The sequence below is a fragment of the Corallococcus sp. AS-1-12 genome (assembly GCF_020036995.1).
Taxonomy (GTDB): Bacteria; Myxococcota; Myxococcia; order Myxococcales; family Myxococcaceae; genus Corallococcus.
In genome coordinates this window covers 500121-521352 of sequence record NZ_JAIQDD010000006.1, presented here as the reverse complement: position 1 = coordinate 521352, position 21232 = coordinate 500121, and the positions used below count along the sequence as shown (strand labels likewise).

Genomic DNA, 21232 nt, shown 5'->3' with positions numbered 1-21232 from the left:
GGAGCCGCGCTGCGCGCGTGGGCCTCCCGCGCGATGGCAATCCTGCACGAGCGCGACGTGCGGGCGCTTCAGCACGAGTTGCCGGTGCTGATGAAGGCTTGCGATGAGCTGGTGCTGAATGCCTTCGCCCCCACCGTCCCCGCGCCCCAGGAGCAGGACTCCTCCGAGACTCCATCCGCACAGGGAGGCCCTCTCAGCGCTACCGTGCCGGCCTCCCTCCTGGACGATTCACTGGAGGCAGGGGCTTGGGCGGAGGAGCGGAGCCGCGGCCCCATGGAGCCAGCCGTCGCGGAAACGGTGGTGCTCGGCGTTGCGCCCTGTCCCCGTGACGAGGCCGCCGACCTGGGCTCCGGCAATGGGACGCTGCTGACTTCTTCCGTCGCACGGGATGTGGTCGGTGGACACAATGGCGTGGGCGGGGACATGAGGGATGATGCTTCGGTCAGCGTGTCTGACGGTTGCGCCGATGCGGGCGCTTCGTCCGGTGAGGAGTGCATCCATCCCGCGGTTCCGCCCTCCGGCTCTTTCAGACACTCGCTCGGCGCGGAGTGGGAGGCGGGTGGTCTGCTTCGCGGGACCCTGGGCCGCCTGGGGCGGTGGTGGGTGCGCCTGCTTCGCTTGAGCTCGGACGCATTCGCCGGGGCCATGCTTCCGTGCAGGATGGGGCAACGCTCTTCTGGCTAGAGTTCGCGCCATGGATACCGTGCCCCTCATCGACGTCCGGGCTCTCGTCGACCCCACTTCGAGCTCCCATGCCCGAAGGCAGGTCGCCGCTCGCATGGGCGCGGCCTGTAGGAACACCGGCTTCTTCTACGTCGTGGGCCACGGCGTGGACTTGGGACTCCAGACCCGGTTGGAGTCGCTGGCTCGGGACTTCTTCGCTCGGCCGGAGGAGGAGAAGCAGCGCGTTCGCATGGCGCTCGGGGGCAGGGCGTGGCGGGGCTTCTTCCCTGTGGGCGGGGAACTGACCTCGGGCCGGCCGGACCGCAAGGAGGGGCTGTACTTCGGCACGGAGCTGCCGCCGGATGATCCTCGTGTGCGCGCTGGCACTCCGCTGCACGGACCGAACCTGTTCCCCCTTGAGCCGGTGGGACTGGGCCGCGCGGTGCTGGCGTACATGGCGGCGCTGACGTCGCTGGGACACTCGCTGATGTCCGGCATCGCGCTCAGCCTGGACCTGGAGGCGGACTTCTTCGCCACCCGGTACATGGCGGAGCCAACGGTGCTGTTCCGCATCTTCAACTACCCGCCGGGCCCGGAGGTGGACGCACAGGGCCTGCCCGTGTGGGGCGTGGGCGAGCACACCGACTACGGCGTGCTCACCATCCTCAAGCAGGACGACGCGGGCGGGCTTCAGGTGAAGACCCGCCAGGATGGTCACACGCGCTGGGTGGACGCGCCTCCGGTGGAGAACGCGTTCGTGTGCAACATCGGCGACATGCTCGACCGGATGACGCGCGGCGTGTACCGCTCCACGCCGCACCGGGTGCTCAACCGCGCCGGCCGCGACCGGCTGTCGCTGCCGTTCTTCTTCGACCCCGACTGGACGGCGGAGATTTCCGCCATCGACTCACCCGCGATCAGGGACGCGGGCGCGGATGACCAGGCGGAGCGGTGGGACCGCCAGAGCGTGCACACCTTCCAGGGCACGTATGGGGACTACCTGCTCGGCAAGGTGGGGAAGGTGTTCCCCGACCTGCGCGCGGAGGTGCTGTAGCGCCCGCTCAGGAGTGCCGGAGGCGCGGGTCCCCGGCGGTGTCCTGCAGGGAGCGCGGCGCGGTCTCCGCGGCGGCCATGTCGGGCGGCCCCGGGTCCTTCATCGCCAGCACCAGGCACTCCCGCAGGCGCTGGCGCGCGCGGAACAGCAGGATGCGGGCGTTCTCCGGAGAGATCTCCAGCAGCGTGGAGACCTCTTCGCCTGGACGCTCGTCCAGGAGCCGGAGGCGGATGACCGCCTGCTGCATCTGCGAAAGCTGCTGGACACAGCGCACCAGGCTCACCCGCGCCTCCGCCTCCGCCACCAGCGTGTCCGCCGAGGGCAGGTCCGAGGCCACCTCGGACAGCTCGAACTCGGTCGGCAGCGCCCGGCGCGCCAGCTTGCGCCGCTGGTTCAGCGCGGCGTGGGCCACCAGCGTCGACAGCAGGCGCCCGACCTCGGTGGAGCGGGCCGGCAGGGTCGTGGCCTCCGGCATCCGCAGGAAGGTGACGAACGCGTCCTGGACGCAGTCGAGCGCGTCCTCGGGAGGCAGACCCCGGCGCCTCGCGCTCGTCACCAGGCGCGCTCGGTGCTGATGGACGAGCAGGGTGATCCACGAGAGGAACTGGGCGCGCTCGGCGGCGGCATCCGGGGGACTGTCATCAGGCATGGCTCCGCCATCCTAACCCCCTTCGGCGGAAGCCGCCGAAAGGGGAAGGCCGGAAGACCCGGATGACGCATGAAGACGTGCGCCCTCGTCTAATCCGGGCGATGCGCTCCACGCGCGAGCGCGGCCATCAGCTCCTTCTCGTTGAAGCCCAGCGGCGGGAGGGCGGACTGCCTCCCGTAGACGACCTGCCGGGAGGGAGCCAGCAGCACGGTGCCGCTGGGCTGCAGCTTGCCCCAGAGGATCGGCTCCAGGCCCGCTTCCGCGTGCGTGCCCGTCCCGCTGGTCAGCACCGGGACCGGCAGCCCCAACCACGTGGCCAGCTCTCGCGCCTCCTCGGGCCCATCCGGGATGACCGAGATCACCTTCGCCCGGTTCGCCGCGATGTCACCCTGGCGCTTCGCCAGCGTCTTCAAGTGGTTGCGGCACACCGGACAGGCGGCGTTGCGGAGGAAGAACACCACCGCCGCCTCGCCGCCCATGGCCTCGCCCAGCCGCGTGGGCTTGCCCGTCCCGTCCCGCAACTCCAGGTCGGGAAAGTGGGCCCCGGGCTCGAAGGTCGCTGTCACGCGTGGATTCCGTCGATGACCGCCGCGGGGACCAGGTCCACGGGCGGGATGTCGATCTCCGTCTGGGCCAGGTGGTTGAGGTAGTTGCCGAAGGTGGTGGCGACGACCTGCGCCAGGATCTCCACCACATCACCGTCGGTCCAGCCCGCGGCGCGCACCGCCGCCAGCTCCGCGTCCGTCACCGCGCCGCGACGCGCCGCGATCTGCCGGGAGAACTGAAGCGCCGCCTCCACCTTGGCGTCCGGCGCCTTGCCGGAGCGCGCCAGATCCAGCTCCTGATCGGAGAGGCCCGTCTTGCGGCCCAACTGGGTGTGGTGCGAGACGCAGTAGCGGCAGCCCTGCGCGTTGCCCACCGCGAGCGCGATCTGCTCACGGACGCGCGGCGTCAACTGCCCCTGGCCCAGCGTTCCGTGCAGCGCGAAGAAGGCGCTCATGGCCGCGGGCGAATTGGCCAGCACCCGGACCGGCGGAGGCAGGTTGGCGCCCAGCTTCTCCTTGATGGGTTTGAGCGTGGCGTGCGAAAGGTCGACAAGGTTCAGACGGGACATTGAGAACTCCTGAGGCCGCATGATTGCGGCTTGCCAGTGATTAAGGTCGCGACCCCAGGCCGGTGTTACGCCGAACCTGTCGATTCTTCCGAAATATTCATAAGCCGCTGAAATCGTTGGTGATTTCAAAGGCAATAATCATACGAAAATCCCCCATAAATCCGGCGCGAAATGCGCAAGAGAAAATTTGGATGCATGTGATTATTTGTTGAAACGCCTGTCTTGCGGTGGCATTGTCAAATGAATCCAGCATTCCAAGTTTTGGGGAGAATGAGTCTTGGGGCGACTGACGATTCATACGATTGAGAGCGCTCCGGAGCAGTCCCGTCCGGTGCTGGCCGCGGTGGAGAAGTCCGCCGGTTTCCGTTCGAACCTGCTGGGGCTCATCGCTGAGTCGCCGGGCGTCACGCAGGCCTTCGCGCAGATGGGGCCGCTGCTGGCCCAGTCCTCCCTGGGCGCCGTGGAGCGCGAGGTGGTCATCATGACCATCGGCTGGGAGAACGACTGTGCGTACTGCATGGCCTTCCACAGCTTCTTGTGTCGCAAGCTCAAGGTCCCGGATGCGCTCGTGGCCGCGCTCCGGTCGGGGACGACGCTGCCGGACCCTCGGCTGGAGGTGCTCGCGGAGTTCACCCGGACGGTGGTCCGTGAGAAGGGGTACGTGGGAGACGACCTCTGGAGCCGGTTCACGGCCCAGGGCTTCACGAGCGCCAACGCGCTCGACGTCATCCTGGCCCTCTCCCAGCAGGTGCTGGTGAACTACGCGAACCACCTGGGCGGCGTGGAGCTGGAGCCGGCGCTCAAGGAATTCGAGTGGACCCGCCCGTCCGGAGCGGCGCGCCAGGCGTAGTGCCCGGGGCCCTGGGGCCTCAAGTCCCAGGGCTTCCTCCCATACATCCGATGTTTCGCGCCCAGGCCCTTGCGTGCTGGCGCGCGAGTCCGCGTTCGCGGTGACGGTCTTGTCGTGTCTTGAGTTGCATCAGGCGCGGGCGGGGGTCTGCCCTGCGCTGACGTGGAAACCGGGCCCTTGGGGAAGGGCTGACAGGGGGAACTGCCTTGGGTGCGCCGACGATCTCTGCTCCTGTGACGGAAGCGTCCGTGCTGTCCGCGATCAGGTCCCACCTGCTGGAGGCATTGGCGCGCCGCAACGGCCTGTCGCCCGAGCAGGTGGACGCGCGACGGCCCTTCAGCCACTACGGGCTGGACTCGCTGGGCGCGGTGGCGCTCGGACGGGCGTTATCGGAGCTGGCGGGACGCGACGTGTCCCCCACGGTCTTCTGGCGCCACGCCAGCGTGGACGCGCTGCTGCGGCACCTGGCCACGGGTGACACGGACGCCGCGGCTCCCGTGGAGGCCTCCGGGCCTTCCGTGGCCCGCGACGAGCCGATCGCGGTGGTGGGCATGGCCTGCCGCCTTCCGGGCGCGCCGGACCTGACCGCGTTCTGGGAGCTGCTCCGCACCGGCCGCGACGCGGTGTCGGAGGTCCCCGCCGGGCGCTGGACGGACGGACGGCTGCAGCAGGCGGATCGCGGCGGAGGCAGCGCGCCGGTGCCGCGCCGCGCCGGGTTCCTGCCGGACATCGCGGGGTTCGATCCGCTGTTCTTCGGCATCTCCCCTCGCGAGGCGGCGGAGATGGATCCGCAGCAGCGCCTGTTCCTGGAGCTCGCGTGGGAGGCGCTCGAGGACGCGGGCATCGTCCCGAGGGAGCTGCACGCGACGGCGACGGGCGTGTTCGTCGGCGCCATCTGGCGGGACTACGCGGAGCTGGGCGGCGCGCAGCCGGAGCGCATCACGCCGCACACGGCCACCGGGCAGGCGCTCAACATGGTCGCCAACCGGCTGTCGTACGTGCTGGGCCTCCAGGGGCCCAGCCTCGTCATCGACACGGCGTGCTCGTCGTCGCTGGTGGCGGTGCACCTGGCCTGCCAGAGCCTGTGGTCCGGGGAGAGCACCACCGCCATCGTCGGCGGCGTCAGCGTGATGGCCTCGCCGCACACCATGGTGGCGCTGTCGCGCTTCGGCGGCCTGTCGCCGGACGGCGTGTGCAAGGCGTTCGACGCGAGCGCGGACGGCTTCGGACGCGGGGAGGGCGGGGGCGTGGTGGTCCTCAAGCCGCTCTCCGCCGCGCTCGCCGCGGGCGACACCGTCCGCTGTGTCATCCGTGCGACGGGCAGCAACAACGACGGGCCGAGCAACGGCCTCACGGCGCCCAACCCGGAGGCCCAGGAGAAGCTCGTGCGGCAGGTCCACGCGCGCTCGGGCGTGGCGCCCGGCGCGGTGGGCTACGTGGAGACGCACGGCACGGGGACGGCGCTGGGCGACCCCATCGAGGCGGGCGCGCTCGGGGCCGTGTTCGCGAAGGCGCGCGGGGAGGGTCCGCCGCTGCTCATCGGCTCGGTGAAGACCAACATCGGTCACCTGGAGGGGGCCGCGGGCATCGCCGGCTTCCTCAAGGCCTGCCTGTGCGTCGAGCGGCGCACGGTGGTGCCCAGCCTCCACTTCACGCGGCCCAACCCGCTCATCCCCTTCGAGGCGCTGCGGCTGGAGGTCTCGCGGGAGACGCGCGCGTGGCCCGTGCAGGACGGGCCGGCCGTGGCGGGCGTCAGCGCGTTCGGCTGGGGCGGCACCAACGCCCACGTCGTCATCCAGGAGGCCCCGCCGTCGCGGCTCGCCTGGGTGGGGCTGGCGGCGTCCGGCGCGGAGGGCCTGAAGGCCGAGGCCCGCCGCGCGCTGGAGGCACTGGGGACCGGGGTGCCGCTCGACGCGCTCCAGGCCACGCTGGCGCTGGAGGCCTCCGGCCCGGACCGGCTCACCGTGTGCGTGCGCACCCCGGGCGAGCTGGAGTCGCGCCTGCGCGCGTTCCTGGACGGCGTGGCGGGGACGGTGACGCTGGGGACGGCGTCCGGCCGGCCTCCGAAGGTGGCCTTCGTCTGCGCCCCGCAGGGCGGCCAGTGGGTGGGCATGGGCCGGCGCATGCTGCTCACGGAGGGCGCCTTCCGCGCGGCCTTCGAGCGCGTGGACGCGGCCCTGGCGGTCCACTCCGGCCAGTCGCTCCGGGAGGAGCTGTTCAAGGCGGAGGGCGTCGCCCGCTACGACGACGTGGACGTGGTACAGCCGCTGCTCTTCGCGTTCCAGGTGGCCCTGGCGGAGCAGTGGCGCGCCTGGGGCATCACCCCGGACGTCGTCGTGGGGCACAGCCTGGGGGAGATCGCCGCCGCGCACATCGCGGGCATCCTGGACCTGGAGGAGGCGGCGCTCGTCATCCACCACTACAGCCGCCTGCAGAAGCTGCTGGCGGACAAGGGCGGCATGGCCGTGGTCAACCTGCCGCCGGACGCGCTGAGCGGGCTCCTGGAGGCCACGGGCGGGGCGGTGGTGCTGGCCGGACACAACGGCCCCCGGTCCACCGTGCTGTCGGGAGACCCGGCCGCGCTCGACGCGCTGCTCGCGGAGCTGAAGCGCCGCAAGGAGCTGTGCGCGCGGATCCGCGTGAACGTCGCCGCGCACAGCCCGCAGATCGACGACATCCTCCCGGAGCTGGAGGCGGTGCTCGCCGGGCTCCGTCCGAAGCCCGCGCGCCTGCCGATGATCTCCACCGCGCTGCGGCGGCGGATGGAGGGGCCGGAGGTGGACGGGCGCTACTTCGGCCAGAACCTGCGCACGCCGGTGTGGCTGGCCCCGGTGCTCGAGTCGCTGGTGGCCGACGGCGTGGTCGCGCTGGTGGAGCTCAGCCCGCACCCGGTGCTGGTGGGCGCCCTGCAGCAGGCCGCCGAGACCCGGCAGCCGCCGCCTGTCGTCCTGCCGTCCACCACGCGGGACGAGGACGAGCGGCTGGCCCTGTACGAAGCGCGCGCCACGCTGTTCCGTCTGGGATGCGCGGGGGCGGCCCCCTCCGCCACCCGCGACGCGCTGGTGCCGCTGTCCGCCCACACCCCGCAGGCGCTCCGGGAGCTGGCGGCGCGCGTGGCCGGGGCGCTTCGCCAGGCGCCCTGGACGCAGGCGGAGGATGTCGCCGCCACGGCCGCGCTGCGCCGGACGCACCACGCGGAGCGGCTGGCGGTGGTCGCGCGCGGCGGGGAGGACCTGGCCCAGGCGCTGGACGCGTACGCCCGGGGGGAACCCCATGAGCGGCTGGTGACCCCGGCGCTCGCGCAGGCGCCCTCGGTGGTGTTCGTCTTCCCGGGGCAGGGCTCGCAGTGGCACGGGATGGCGCGGCAGCTCCTGCGCGACGAGCCGGCCTTCCGCGCGGAGCTGGTGCGGTGCGACGCCGCCATCCACGCGCTCACCGGCTGGTCCGTGCTGGAGGAGCTGGAGGCGTCCGAGTCCGCGTCCCGGATGGCCCGGGTGGACGTGGTGCAGCCGGTGCTCTTCGCCGTGGAGGCGGCGCTGGCCGCGCTCTGGCGCTCCTGGGGCGTGCGGCCGAAGGCGGTCATCGGCCACAGCATGGGCGAGGTCGCGGCGGCGTATGTCGCGGGCGCGCTGGACCTGGCGGACGCGGCGCGGATCATCTGCCGCCGCAGCCAACTGCTGCGCCGGGTGAGCGGGCAGGGCGCCATGCTCGCCGCGGAGCTCACGCTGGACGAGGCCCGGGAGGTCCTGCGCGGCCACGAGGCGCAGGTCGCCGTGGCCGTGAGCAACAGCTCCCGCTCCACCGTGCTGTCGGGCCAGCCGCAGGCGCTGGAGGTCATCTCCCAGGCGCTCCAGGCCCGCGGCGTGTTCTGGCGCTGGGTCAAGGTGGATGTCGCCTCCCACAGCCCGCAGATGGACGCGCTGAAGGGCGAGCTGCTGGAGGTGCTGGCGGACGTGCGGCCCTCGCCGTCCGCGGTGCCCATCCACTCCACGGTCCTGGACGCCGTGACGGACGGCCGCGACTTCGACGCGGGCTACTGGGTGCGCAACCTGCGCGACCCCGTCCTCTTCGCCTCGGCGGTCCGCCGCGCGCGCGCGGCGGGGCACGACGTCTTCATCGAGATGAGCCCGCATCCCATCCTGCTGCCCGCCGTGGAGCAGGAGCTGGCCGACGTGGACCAGCCGGGCGAGGTGCTGCCGTCGCTCCGGCGCAACGAGTCCGAGCGCGAGACGCTGCTGCGCTCCCTGGCGGCGCTCTACACGCGAGGCCTGGAGCCTGCCTGGAGCGCCATCACCCGCGCGGGGCGCCCCGGGGTGCCGCTGCCCTCCTACCCCTGGCAGCGCGAGCGCTTCTGGCTGGAGCCCGCGCCTGCGGTCCGCGCCCCCGTCTCCGCCAGCCGTCCGAGCGGCGAGGGGCTTTTGGGTAGCCACTTCCCGTCCGCCGTGGAGCCTCGGCTGAACCACTGGCAGGCGGAGTGGGGCGCGGACGTGTCCGGCTTCCTCGCCGACCACCGCGTCGCCGGTGATGCCGTGGTCCCCGGCGCCGTCTTCCTGTCCATGGCGCTGCGTGCCGCGAAGGAGGCGCTGGGGACCGCGCCCGTGGCGCTGCGGGACATCGCCTTCCCGCAGCCGCTGGTCCTGGGCCAGGGCTCCGAGTCCGCGCCGCGCGTGCAGACCGTGCTCTCCGTGCGCGACTCGCAGCGCGAGCTCCAGGTGTTCTCCCAGGGCGAGGGCCGCACGTGGGTGCCCCACGCGCGGGCGCTGGTGGACACGGGGCCGGCGCCGGCGGTGGGACGCGAGCGGGCGCAGGAGGCGCTGGCGCTCCGGGACTCGCTGCGCGGCTCCGCGGCGATGCTGCTGGACTCGGTGCGGTACTACGAGCTGCTGGCGGGCTGCGGGCTGGAGTACCGCGCCGCCTTCCGTGGCGTGGACTGCGTCTGGTCCCGCGAGGCGCAGGCGCTGGGGCGCGTCCTGCCGCCCCCGGCCTCCGTGGACCCGGAGCTGGCCCAGGTGGCCTGCATCGACTCCGCGCTCCAGCTCTCCATCGCCACGCTGCCGCCCAGCCTCGTGTTCCGGGGCCGGCAGCTCATCAGCGTCGGGGTGGACGGGTTCTCGCTCCACCGCCTCCCGGAGGGGCCCTTCCACGTCCACGCGCGGCGCCGCTCGGGCGATGAGGGCCCGGTGTTCCTCGTGGACGTGGTGGCGTTCACCGACGCGGGCGAGCCCCTGTTCCACGTCGACGGGCTGAAGGTCCGCGCGCTCGACGTGGCGCGGCCCGCCGCCGCCCGGAGTGACGAGTCCCGCCCGGTCGCCGCCGCGTCCCGGACGCTGCTCGACGAGCTGGGCGCGCTGGAGCCGTCTCGGCGGCGGGCGCGCGCCGAGGACGAGCTGCGGCAGGTGGTGGCCACGGTGCTCAAGCTGGCCCCGGCGCGGGTCCCCGTGGATCAGCCGCTGCGCACGCTGGGCATGGACTCCGTCATGTCGCTGGAGCTGCGCAACCGCATCGAGGCGCGCACCGGCATCCGGCTCTCCGCCACCGCGCTCTGGAACCACCCCACGGTGGAGGCGCTGACGGCCTTCGTCCTGAGCCAGGCCTCGTCCGCGCCAGCGGCCCGGTCCGCCCCGGCGCGCGCAGTCGCGCCAGCGCCCGTGCCCGTGCCCGTGCCCGCTGACGCGGCCCTGCCTTCCGACCTGGAGCTCGAGCGGCTGCTGGAGGCCGAACTCGCCCAGGTGCACCAGCTCATCAAGGAGTCCTGACCATGACGGCCCCACTGCCCACCGCGAATGATCCCACGCTGCTCAAGCGCAGCCTCGACGCGCTGAAGGACCTCCGGGCCCGGTTCGAGGCGCTGGAGTCCCGGGGCCGGGAGCCCATCGCCATCATCGGCCTGGGGTGCCGCATCCCGGGGGGCGGGGAGACCCCGGAGTCCCTCTGGAAGATGCTCCGCGGCAAGGTGGACGCCGTCAGCGAGGTGCCCGCGGACCGCTGGGACCTGTCGCGCTACTACGACGCGGACGTGGCCACGCCGGGGCGGATGCACATGCGCTACGGCGCGTTCCTCGACGCGCCCGACCGCTTCGACCCGTACTTCTTCGGCATCTCTCCGCGTGAGGCAGAGCAGATGGATCCGCAGCAGCGCCTCTTCCTGGAGGTGGCGTGGCACGCGCTGGAGGACGCGGGCCTGAGCGCGAAGGCGCTCGCGGGCTCGGACACCGGCGTCTTCGTGGGCGCCAACGGGAACGACTACCTCCAGCTCCAGCTCGCGGAGCCGCAGGTGCTGGGCACGTACTCGCTGGTGGGCGGCACCAACTGCATCATCCCCAACCGGCTCTCGTACCTGCTGGACCTGCGCGGGCCGAGCATGGCCTTCGACACGGCCTGCTCCTCGTCGCTCGTCGCGGTCCACCAGGCCTGCCAGAGCCTGCGCAACGGGGAGAGCTCCGCCGCCATCGCGGGCGGGCTCAACCTGCTCTTGTCGCCCGTGGTGTCGATGGCGCACTCCAAGGGCCTGCCGCTGGCGCCGGACGGGCGCTGCAAGACGTTCGACGCGCGCGCGGATGGCTACGTGCGCGGCGAGGGCTGCGGCGTCGTGGTGCTCAAGCGCCTGTCGGACGCGCTCGCGGCCGGAGACCCGGTGTGGGCCGTCATCCACGGCTCGGCCGTCAACCAGGACGGGCTCAGCAACGGCCTCACGGCCCCCAACGGCGGGGCCCAGCGCGCCGTCATCCGCAAGGCGCTGGAGCGCGCGCGGCTCACCGGCGCGGAGGTGGGGCTCATCGAGGCGCACGGGACGGGCACCTCGCTGGGCGACCCCATCGAGGTGGAGGCCCTCTCCGAAATCTACGGCGCCGCGGAGGGCGAGCGACGGCCCTGCGCGCTCGGCTCCATCAAGACGAACATCGGTCACCTGGAGGCGGGCGCCGGCATCGTCGGCATCCTCAAGGTGGCGCTGTCGCTCAAGCACGGCCTCATCCCGGCGAACCTGCACTTCCAGGCGCTCAACCCGCACATCTCGCTGGAGGGCTCGCGCCTCTACGTGCCCACGGAGTCGACGCCGTGGACGGACCCGGCGGAGCGGCGGTACGGCGCGGTCAGCTCGTTCGGCGCGGGCGGCACCAACGCGCACGTCGTGCTGGGCACGCTGGAGTCCGCGCGGCCCGAGTCCTCCGCGCGCCCCTCCGTCCCCGGCGCGGAGCGCGCCCACCTGCTGGTGCTCTCCGCCCGCAGCCGCACGGCGTTGGCGAACGTGGCCCGGCGGCTGGCGGACCACCTGACGAGCGGCGCCGGCCAGCATGAGACGCTGGAGGACGTCTGCGCCACGGCCGCGCTGCGCAGGACGCACCACGACCACCGGGTGGGGCTCGTCGTCCGCACCCGCGAGGAGGCGCTCCAGCAACTGCGCGCGCTCCAGCAGGACGTCCGGCCCCCGGGCGCATGGACGGGCACCGCCGGAAGGCCGGGACGCCCGGTGTTCCTCTTCCCCGCGGAGCCCAGGCTGTCGGGGGCCCGGCTCGCGGCGCTGGGCCGCGACTGTCCGGTGTTCGCCCAGGCCCTGGAGCGGTGTCGCGGCGCGCTCCAGGTGCAGCCGGGCGCGGACGGGGTGGGGGAGCACTTCGCCGTGCAGGTGGCGCTCGCCGAGCTGTGGCGCTCGTGGGGCGTGGAGCCGGGCGCGGTGCTCGGGCAGGGCGTGGGGGAGATCGCCGCCGCGCACGTCGCGGGAGCGCTGTCGCTGGAGGACGCCGCGCGCGTCGCCCGCGAGTGCGGTGCCCTGCTGGCGAAGGGAGAGTCTGCGGCCGGAGCGCTGAGCGCGGCGCTGGCGGGACTGGCGCCCCGGCCCACGGCGGTGCCCCTGTACTCGGCGGACGGGACGGTGCTGGACGGCGAGTCCCTGGGCGCCGGCGCCTGGACGCGGTGCCTGCGCCGGAACGCGCCGGGCGTCGTCCCGGGCATCGAGGAGTCGCTGCGCGCGGGCCACGTGCTCTTCGTGGAGCTGGGGGCGGAGCCGGTGCTCACCGCGCCGGTGGCACAGGCCGCCGCGCGCCAGGGGCTGACCGACGTGCTGGCGGTGTCCTGCCTCCGTGGAAGCGAGGACGCGCTGGCGGCCCTGCTGACGTCCGCGGCGGCGCTCCACGCGGCGGGGCTGGGCCTGCGCCTGGAGCGGCTGCTCGCGCCCCACGGTCACTTCCTCCGCCTGCCCACCTATCCCTTCGAGCGCGAGTCCTTCTGGTTCAAGGAGCGGCCCGTCACGATGCTCACGTCGGTGCGCCCCACCCGCATGGAGCTGGCCCGCGAGGTGGTGCGTGACACGCCCCCCGAACCCGCCCGGCGCCCCGCGGAGGTGCGCGCCCCTGCTTCGCCGCAACCGACCGGCTGGGCGGAGCTGCCGGAGCGCGAGCGCGCCACGAAGCTGCGGAGCCTGGTGCACGCGGAGGTGGCGCGCATCCTGAAGTTCGACGCCGCGCGGCTCGACCCCAAGGGCGGCTTCTTCCAGATGGGCATGGACTCCGTGATGGCCGGCCAGTTGCGCAACCGGCTGGAGCAGCAGTTGGGACGCAAGTTCGCCGTCACCGTCATCTTCGAGAACCCCACCGTGGAGCGGCTGTCCCGGCAGTTGGGCACCTTCCTCACGCCGCCTCCGGCGCCGGGCACTCCTCGGCGCGAGGCACCCCCACCGCCCAGAGGCCCGAGCCTGGAGACCGGAGGCGGCAAGGACAGCATCGCCGACCTCCTGGCCCGGGAACTCGAAGAGACCTCCTCCCTCTCCAGCAAGGACCTGTCATGAGCACCCCGCCGGTTTCCAACGAAGCGTCCAACCGCGACGAACTGCTCCAGCGCGCCCTGGAGCGCATCCGTGAGTTCCGCGGGAAGCTCGACGCCGTCGAGTCCCAGCGCTCCGAGCCCATCGCCGTGGTGGGCATGTCCTGCCGCCTGCCGGGCGGAAACGACGATCCGTCCTCGCTGTGGCGCTTCCTGCGCTCCGGAGGCGACGGCATCCGCGCGTTCCCCCAGGAGCGCGGCGCCGGGGCGACGCCGGACGGCCAGCCCTTCAAGGGCGGATTCCTGGATCAGGTCGACCGGTTCGACGCGGGCGTGTTCGGCATCTCCCCGCGCGAGGCCGCGACGTTGGACCCCCAGCAGCGCCTGTTCCTGGAGGTGAGCTGGGAGGCCCTGGAGAACGCCGCGCAGCCCTTCGACAAGCTCGAGGGGAGCATGGCCGGCGTGTTCGTGGGCATCACCAACTACGACTACTGCCAGAAGCTGATGCAGGAGACGCCGATTGATCAACTGGACGCCTACTGCCTCACCAGCAACGCGTCCACGTTCGCGGCCGGGCGCCTGTCGTACTGGCTGGGGCTGCGCGGTCCCAGCCTCTCCGTGGACACCGCCTGTTCATCTTCCGCCGTCGCCCTGCACCAGGCATGTCAAAGCCTGCGCGCGGGGGAGTGTTCGCTAGCACTGGCGGGCGGCGTCAACGTGCTGCTGTCGCCCGAGTGGTTCGTGGTGCTGTCTCGCGCGGGCATGCTGTCGCCGGACGGCTACTGCAAGACGTTCGACCGCGACGCCAACGGCTACACGCGCGGCGAGGGCTGCGTCGTCTTCGTCCTCAAGCGCCTGTCGGACGCGGTGGCGGCGAAGGACCACATCCACGCGCTGATCCGCGGCTCGTGCGTCAACCAGGACGGCCGCAGCGGCGGCCTCACGGTGCCCAACCCCGCGGCGCAGCAGGACGTCATCCGCGGCGCGCTCAAGGCCGCGCGCGTGGGGCCGGACCGCGTCAGCTACGTGGAGACGCACGGCACGGGGACGCCGCTCGGCGACCCGATAGAGGTCCGCGCGCTGGGCGCGGCGCTGGGCGAGGGGCGCGCGGAGGGCGACCGCATCCACATCGGGTCCATCAAGGCCAACATCGGGCACCTGGAGCCGGCGGCGGGGGCCGCGGGCCTCATGAAGGTCATCCTCGCGCTCCAGAACGAGGAGCTGCCGCCCCAGGTCCAGTTCCGGGAGCTGAACCCGGAGATCGACCTGGAGGCGCTGCCGGTGGCCATCTCCACCCGGCCGCAGGCGTGGCCGCGCGCGGAGCGCCCGCGCATCGCGGGGGTGAGCTCGTTCGGCGCGAGCGGCACCAACGCCCACCTGGTGGTGGAGGAGGCCCCGGCCGTGGTCCGCCCGGCGCGGACCTTCGAGCCCGGCACGCAGCTCTTCACCCTGTCCGCGCGCAGCCCCGCGGTGCTGGCGCGGCTGGCGGGGCGGCACGCGTCGCACCTGGCCTCCCACCGCGACCTGCTGCTGGAGGACGTGTGCTTCAGCGTGAACACCGGCCGGGCCCGCTTCGCGGAGCGCGTGGCGCTGCCCGTGGATGACCTGGAGTCGCTCCAGCACGCGCTGTCCGCCATCGCGGCGGGTGAGCTGCCGGCGGGCGCGTCCCTGGGCCGCGCGCAGGTGGGGCAGGGGCCGAAGGTGGCCTTCCTCTTCACCGGCCAGGGCAGCCAGTTCCCGGGCATGGCGGTGGAGCTGCACGCCTCGCAGCCGGTGTTCCGGCAGGCGCTGGACCGCTGCGCGGAGGCGCTGAAGTCCCACTGGGACGTGCCGCTGCTCACGCTGCTGCGCGGCGAGGGCTTCACGGCGGGGCTGTTGGATCAGACCCGCTACACCCAGGCCGCGCTCTTCTCCGTGGAGTACGCGCTCGCCATGCTCTGGAAGAGCTGGGGCGTCGTCCCCGCCGCGGTGCTGGGCCACAGCGTGGGTGAGTACGTCGCGGCCTGCGTCGCGGGCGTCTTCGAGCCCGAGGCGGCCGTGGCGCTGCTCGCCGTGCGCGGCGCGCTCATGCAGGCGCTCCCGGCGGCGGGCGCGATGGCGTCCGTCTTCGCCAGCGAGGCCCAGGTGCGCTCGGCGCTGGAGGGCATGGCGGACCGCGTGTCCGTGGCCGCGGTGAACGCGCCGGACAACATCGTCATCTCCGGCCAGGCGGACGCCGTGGAGCAGGTGCTCCAGGCGCTGACGGCGCAGGGGCACAAGCACAAGCGCATCAACGTCTCGCAGGCGTTCCACTCGCCGCTGCTGGATCCGATGCTGGACGCGCTGGAGCAGGCCGCGTCCGGGCTCACGTTCCAGGAGCCGTCCCTCCCGCTCATCTCCAACCTGACCGGCCGGCCCGTGGAGCCCGGCACGCTGGGGCCGCGCTACCTGCGCGACCACGCCCGCGAGGCCGTGCGCTTCCAGGCCAGCATGGAGTGGCTGTTCGAGAACGGCTTCGACACGTTCGTGGAGGTGGGCCCCGCGCCCCACCTCATCGGCATGGTGAAGCGCTACGCGCCCGCGGGCGACCGCGCCTTCCTGCCCTCCATGCGCAAGGGGCTGTCCGCCCAGCGCTCCATGCTGGAGAGCGCGGGCGCCCTGTACACGCGCGGCGCGGACCTGGAGTGGGACCACCTGCACGCGGGCCTGGAGCCGCGCCGCGTCCCCCTGCCGACGTACACCTTCGACCGGAAGCGGTACTGGTACGCCGCGCCCGCGCCCGGTGCCGCGGCCCGGTCCCCGGCCTCCGCGCAGGAGGTCGAGGCGGGCGCCACGACGCTGCTGGGACACCGGCTGCCGTCGCCGCTGCCCGCGGCGCAGTTCCGCGTGCGGTACGACGCGGCCCAGCACCCGTGCCTGGCGGACTGCCGGATGGGCGGGATGCGGGTGGTGAACGTGGGCGTCTTCCTGGAGGCCGCGCTCCAGTCCTGGCACGCGCTGACGCCGGGCGCGGGCGCCTGCCGCGTGGACGGCCTGTCCGTGCGTCGCGGGCTCCTCATGGACGACGACGAGACGCGCGTCGCGCACCTGGTGGTGGAGCCCTCGGACGCGAAGGGTGAGCGGAGCTTCGCGCTCCACAGCCTGCCGCCGGGCGCCTCGGAGGACTCCGGCGCCTGGGCGGTGCACGTGGAGGGACGGCTCGCGGAGGCCCGTGAAGAGAAGGGCCTGGAGTCCGTGGACGCCATCCTCGCGCGCTGCGAGCGGACGCTGGACGGCGCGGAGTTCTACGCGCGCATGGAGAAGCGCCAGTTGGTGCTCGGGCACTCGGCGCGGTGGATCGAGCAGGTCCGCTTCCGCGAGGGCGAGGCGCTCGCGACGATGCGCGCGCCCGACGCGAAGGAGGCGGAGGGCTACCGCGTCCACCCGGGCCTGGTGGACGCGCTCTTCCAGGCGGTCTTCGCGTGCCTGCCGGGCGACGTGCCCGAGGACGCCATCTACATGATCGTCGAGGTCGCCCGCTTCGTCGTCGGTCCCGCCACCCCGGCGGCCGCGACCCGGGCCCACGTGCGGCTGCGCCCCTGGAAGGACGGGGACACGACGATCGTCGCGGACGTGGACGTGGCGGACGCGCAGGGCCGCGTCTTCCTGCGCGCGGAGGGGGCGCTGCTCAAGCGCACGACGGTCCAGGCGCTCCAGAAGGTGACGCGCGCGGAGGTCACCCCGGCGGCGAGCGCCGCCCGTCCCGCTTCGTCGGGCCTGCGGGACGTGCTCTCGCGCCTCCAGGTGGCGGAGCGCACGCCCCGGCTGGTGGAGTGGCTGCGCGCCCAGGTCGCCGTCATCCTCCGCGCGTCCGCTTCGGACGTGGACGTGGACGCGCCGCTGGCGCACGCGGGCTTCGACTCGCTGATGGCGCTGGAGCTCAAGAGCGCGGTCGCCAACGAGCTGAACGTGGCGCTGTCGCTCGGCGGACTGCTGGCGGGCGCGAGCCTCAAGGCGCTGTGCTCGGAGATCCTCGGGCAGCTCTCGCTGGAGGCCCCGCCCGCGAGCGGCGCGGTGGAGCCGGCGCGGACCGCGAGCGCGGAAGCAGCCCCGGTGGAGGTGCTGGTGCATGACGGGGAGGGGCGCCACCAGCCCTTCGGCATGACGGACCTCCAGCAGGCGTACCTGCTGGGCCGCACGCGCTCCTTCGAGCTGGGCGGCGTGTCCACCTACTTCTTCCTGGAGGTGGACCTGCTGGGCGTGGACCTGGAGCGGCTGGGCTCCAGCCTGGACGTCATCATCCAGCGCCACGACATGCTGCGGGCGGTGGTGACGCCGGACGGGCAGCAGCGGGTGCTGTCCACGGTGCCTTCGTTCGTCATCCGCACGGTGGACCTGCGGGGCCAGGACGCGGCCCAGGTCGAGCGCGCGCTCGCGGCCCTGCGCACGGAGATGGCCACCCAGGTCTTCCAGACGGACCGCTTCCCGCTGTTCGACGTCCGGGCCACGCGGCTGGACGGCGAGCGCACGCGACTGCACCTGGGCTTCGACGCCCTGGTGGTGGACGCGTGGAGCACGTCGCTGCTCTTCAAGGAATGGTCCGCCGTGTACCGCGAGGGCGCCGGGGCGCTGCGGCCCATCGACATCACCTTCCGCGACTACGTCCTGGGGGTGCAGGCGCTGGAGTCCGGCCCCGCGTACGCCGCCGCGGAGAAGTACTGGCTCGAGCGCGTCCCCAAGCTGCCGCCCGCGCCGGAGCTCCCCATGGCCCGCCACCCGGGCACGCTGGAGCTGCCGCGCTTCACGCACCGCTCGTTCCGGCTGCCCAAGCCCCAGTGGGCGCGCTTCAAGGAGCTGGCGCGCGAGGCGGGCGTCACGCCCTCCATGGTGATGTGCGCGGCCTACTCGGAGGTCCTGGCCACCTGGGGCCGCAGCCGCGCCTTCACGCTCAACGTGCTGTTCTTCAACCGCGTGCCGCTGCACCCGCACGTGGACCGGGTGCTCGGCAACTTCAGCGCCACCACGCTGCTGGAGGTGCAGGTGGAGCGCGCGGAGTCGATCGCCTCGCGGGCGCAGCGGCTCCAGCAGCAACTGTGGAACGACCTGGACCACGCGTCGTTCAGCGGCGTGCGCGTGCTGCGTGAGCTCAACCGGCGCGACGGCGACATGCGGCGCGCCCGCATGCCCATCGTCTACGCGAGCACCATCAACTTCCACTCGCGCGAAGGCGACGCCGCGCCGGCGGGCCTCGCGCAGCACCTGCTCACCATGGGCACGGGCGGCGAGGAGATCCACAGCAGCATCCGCACGCCCCAGGTGTTCCTGGACCACCAGGTGGTGGAGGACGGCGGCGGGCTCGTCCTCAACTGGGACGTGGTGGAGGAGCTGTTCCCGGCGGGGATGATCGACGCCATGTTCCAGGCCTACTCGGGCCTGGTGACGCGGCTGGCGGCGGAGCCCGCGGCCTGGACGGAGCGCACGCGGCTGCTGGTGCCTCCGGAGCAACTGGACGTCCGCCGGCTGGCCAACGCGACCGCCGCGCCCGTGGCGCAGGGCCTGATGCACGAGCCGTTCGTGCGGGCCGCGGCGCTCCAGCCGGACCGGCCCGCGATCATCACCGCGCGCCGCACGCTCACCTACGGGGAGCTGGACGCCGCCTCCAACCGCGTCGCGCACTGGCTGCGCGAGCAGGGGGCCCGGCCCAACGCGCTCGTGGCCCTGGTGATGGAGAAGGGCTGGGAGCAGGTCGTCGCCGCGCTGGGCGTCCTCAAGGCCGGCGCCGCGTACGTGCCCATCGACGCGCACCTGCCTCCGGCGCGCCTGCGCTACCTCCTGGAGAACACGGGGGCCCGGCAGGTGCTCACCCAGTCCTGGCTCACGCTGGACCTGTCGGGCGTGGACCCCGGCGCGGTGCTGGCCATCGACGGGCCGGAGGCGCAGCGGCCCCCGGCGGACGCGCTGCCGAGCGTGCAGCGTCCGGAGGACCTGGCGTACGTCATCTACACGTCCGGCTCCACGGGGCACCCCAAGGGCGTGATGATTGAGCACCGGGCGGCGCTCAACACGCTGCTGGACGTCAACACGCGCTACGGCGTCGACGCGGACAGCCGGGGCTTCGCGTTGTCCGCGATGAACTTCGACCTGTCGGTGTGGGACGTCTTCGGCCTGCTGGCCGCGGGCGGCGCGCTCGTCATCCCCCAGCCCGGCGACCTGCGCGAGCCCGGCCGCTGGCTCCACCTGGTGCGCGAGCACCGCGTGACGGTGTGGAACAGCGTCCCGGCGCTGATGGAGATGATGGCGGATCACCTGGCGGGCCTGGGCGAGACGTGGCCCCAGTTGAAGACGGTGATGATGAGCGGCGACTGGATCCCGGTGTCGCTGCCGGAGCGCATCCGCGCCGTGGCCCCGAACGCCGCCGTCTACAGCATGGGCGGCGCCACCGAGGCGGCCATCTGGTCCATCGTGTACCCCATCGGGGACGTGGACCCCGCGTGGCCCAGCATCCCCTACGGCAAGGCGATGCTGAACCAGCAGATGCTGGTGCTCGACGACGCGCTGATGCCGTGCCCCACCTGGGTGCCGGGGCAGATCTTCATCGGCGGCGTGGGCGTCGCGCGCGGCTACTGGCGGGACGAGGAGAAGACCCGCGCCAGCTTCATCCGCCACCCGCTGACGGGCGAGCGGCTGTACCGCACGGGAGACCTGGGCCGCTTCCTGCCGTCCGGCGACATCGAGTTCCTGGGCCGCGAGGACTTCCAGGTCAAGGTCCAGGGCTTCCGCATCGAGCTGGGCGAGATTGAAAACGCGCTGCTCCAGCACCCGGGTGTGCGCGCCGCCGTCGCGTCCGCCGTGGGTGAGAAGCGGGGCAACAAGCGGCTCGTGGCCTACGTGGTGCTGGACGCGGAGGCGCCCCCGGCGCTGGACGCGCTGCGCGAGGCGCTGCGCACGAAGCTGCCGGAGTACATGGTGCCGCAGACCTTCGTGACGCTGGACTCGCTGCCGCTCAGCGCCAACGGGAAGGTGGACCGCGGCGCGCTGCCGGCCCTGGAGGGCACGCAGCAGCCCAAGCAGACCGGCGTGCGGGTGCCGCCGCGCACCGAGCTGGAGAAGACGCTGGCCGGCCTCTGGGAAGGGCTCCTGCCGGGCCCCGTGGGCATCCACGACAACTTCTTCGAGGTGGGCGGCAACTCGCTGCTCGCGGTGCGGCTGATGGCGCGGCTGCGCCAGGAGCTGGGCCGGGAGCTGCCGCTGGCGACCCTCTTCGAGATGCCCACCGTGGCGCTGCTCGCCGCGTCCCTGGAGGGGCCGGAGGCGCCGAGGCGCGAGGGGCGGGGCGCGCTGGTGCCCATCCAGCCCTCGGGCACGCGTCCGCCGCTCTTCCTGGTGCACCCGGTGGGCGGCAGCGTCCTCTGCTACGCGGAGCTGGCGCGCAAGCTGGGGGCGGATCAGCCCGTCTTCGGGCTCCAGGTGCCGCCCGGCGCGCCGCCCCGGTCCATCGAGGCCATGGCCGCGGCGTACCTGGAGGCGCTGCGCGACGTGCAGCCGCGCGGCCCGTACCACCTGGGCGGCTGGTCCATGGGCGGCGTCGTCGCCTACGAGATGGCGCGCCAGCTCCAGGCGGCGGGGGACACCGTGTCCACGCTCGCGCTCATCGACGTGCTCGTCCCGCCGGCGGGGCAGGGCGGGGACGCCATGGACGAGGCGGCGCTGATGGCGCGCTTCGCCGAGGACCTGGGCGCGCTGTCCGCCCGCCGCGTGTCGGTGGATGCCGGCGCGCTGCGGGACCTGCCCGCGGACGCGGTGCTGGAGCGCGTGGTGGAGGACCTGCGGGCGCAGGAGGCCATCGCTCCGGAGCTCGACCGCGCGACGCTGGGGGCGCACGCGGAGGTGTTCAAGGCGAATATGCGCGCCCTCACCGCGTACCAGGCCCGGCCCTACGCCGGCCGCGTCTGGTTCTGCCGGGGCGCGCAGCCCGGAGGCGCCTCGCGGCAGAACGCGGAGGCGTGGCTGGGGCTCACCTCGGGCGGCCAGCTCGTGGAGCTGGAAGGCAACCACTACACGCTGTTCAGCCACGGGCTCGACGCGCTCGTGGGCTCGCTGTCGTCCGCCCTGCGCGCCTGAGCCGGGGCTGCTGCTTCGTTCATCTCGTTTCGTTCACAAGGAGTGCAACCGTGTTTCATCGTCTGA

The 21232-nt window shown here is 73.2% G+C and carries 8 protein-coding genes and 1 pseudogene; 6 read left to right on the top strand and 3 right to left on the bottom strand.

All coding sequences use genetic code 11. The features are described from left to right. Positions 1-684: pseudogene (locus K8556_RS13745) on the top strand (GntR family transcriptional regulator); the annotation flags it as partial. Positions 685-694: 10 nt separating this feature from the next. Beyond that, positions 695-1717 carry an isopenicillin N synthase family oxygenase gene (locus tag K8556_RS13740; protein WP_223740507.1) on the top strand — a complete coding sequence of 341 codons (1023 nt, stop codon included), beginning with the start codon at positions 695-697 and terminating at the stop codon, positions 1715-1717. Positions 1718-1724: 7 nt separating this feature from the next. Here the strand turns inward: K8556_RS13740 and K8556_RS13735 are convergent, their stop codons facing one another. From K8556_RS13735 to K8556_RS13725, 3 genes are all read right to left on the bottom strand, one after another. Then, positions 1725-2366, bottom strand: coding sequence for an RNA polymerase sigma factor (locus K8556_RS13735; protein ID WP_223740506.1), 642 nt, complete (start codon positions 2364-2366; stop codon positions 1725-1727). A gap of 89 nt (positions 2367-2455) precedes the next feature. Beyond that, a complete protein-coding gene (locus tag K8556_RS13730) occupies positions 2456-2932 on the bottom strand; it encodes a redoxin domain-containing protein (RefSeq protein WP_223740505.1) in 477 nt (158 codons plus the stop codon). After that, positions 2929-3480, bottom strand: a complete 552-nt coding sequence (locus K8556_RS13725; protein ID WP_206795307.1) for a carboxymuconolactone decarboxylase family protein — start codon at positions 3478-3480, stop codon at positions 2929-2931. Before K8556_RS13725 ends, K8556_RS13730 begins: the two co-directional genes overlap by 4 nt. A gap of 277 nt (positions 3481-3757) precedes the next feature. Here K8556_RS13725 and K8556_RS13720 point away from each other — a divergent pair, with 277 nt between their 5' ends. The 4 genes from K8556_RS13720 (at position 3758) to K8556_RS13705 (ending at position 21166) form a co-directional block, all read left to right on the top strand. Next, positions 3758-4330: a carboxymuconolactone decarboxylase family protein gene (locus K8556_RS13720; RefSeq protein WP_223740504.1), complete on the top strand. Its 573-nt coding sequence runs from the start codon at positions 3758-3760 to the stop codon at positions 4328-4330. Positions 4331-4578: 248 nt separating this feature from the next. Further along, complete coding sequence (locus K8556_RS13715; protein WP_223740503.1) at positions 4579-10086, top strand: type I polyketide synthase; 5508 nt, start codon at positions 4579-4581, stop codon at positions 10084-10086. Between the two features lie 2 nt (positions 10087-10088). After that, positions 10089-13112, top strand: coding sequence for a type I polyketide synthase (locus tag K8556_RS13710; protein ID WP_223740502.1), 3024 nt, complete (start codon positions 10089-10091; stop codon positions 13110-13112). Next, entirely contained in the window at positions 13109-21166 is an 8058-nt protein-coding gene (locus K8556_RS13705) for a non-ribosomal peptide synthetase/type I polyketide synthase (protein ID WP_223740501.1), read from the top strand. The genes K8556_RS13710 and K8556_RS13705 overlap by 4 nt, the downstream gene beginning before the upstream one ends. Positions 21167-21232 lie beyond the last annotated feature (66 nt).

Bases quoted from the DNA above. Each gene is read 5' to 3' on its own strand.
- K8556_RS13705 (WP_223740501.1), top strand. From the start codon at position 13,109: ATGAGCACCCCGCCGGTTTCCAACGAAGCGTCCAACCGCGACGAACTG.
- K8556_RS13725 (WP_206795307.1), bottom strand. From the start codon at position 3,480: ATGTCCCGTCTGAACCTTGTCGACCTTTCGCACGCCACGCTCAAACCC.
- K8556_RS13740 (WP_223740507.1), top strand. From the start codon at position 695: ATGGATACCGTGCCCCTCATCGACGTCCGGGCTCTCGTCGACCCCACT.
- K8556_RS13710 (WP_223740502.1), top strand. From the start codon at position 10,089: ATGACGGCCCCACTGCCCACCGCGAATGATCCCACGCTGCTCAAGCGC.
- K8556_RS13735 (WP_223740506.1), bottom strand. From the start codon at position 2,366: ATGCCTGATGACAGTCCCCCGGATGCCGCCGCCGAGCGCGCCCAGTTC.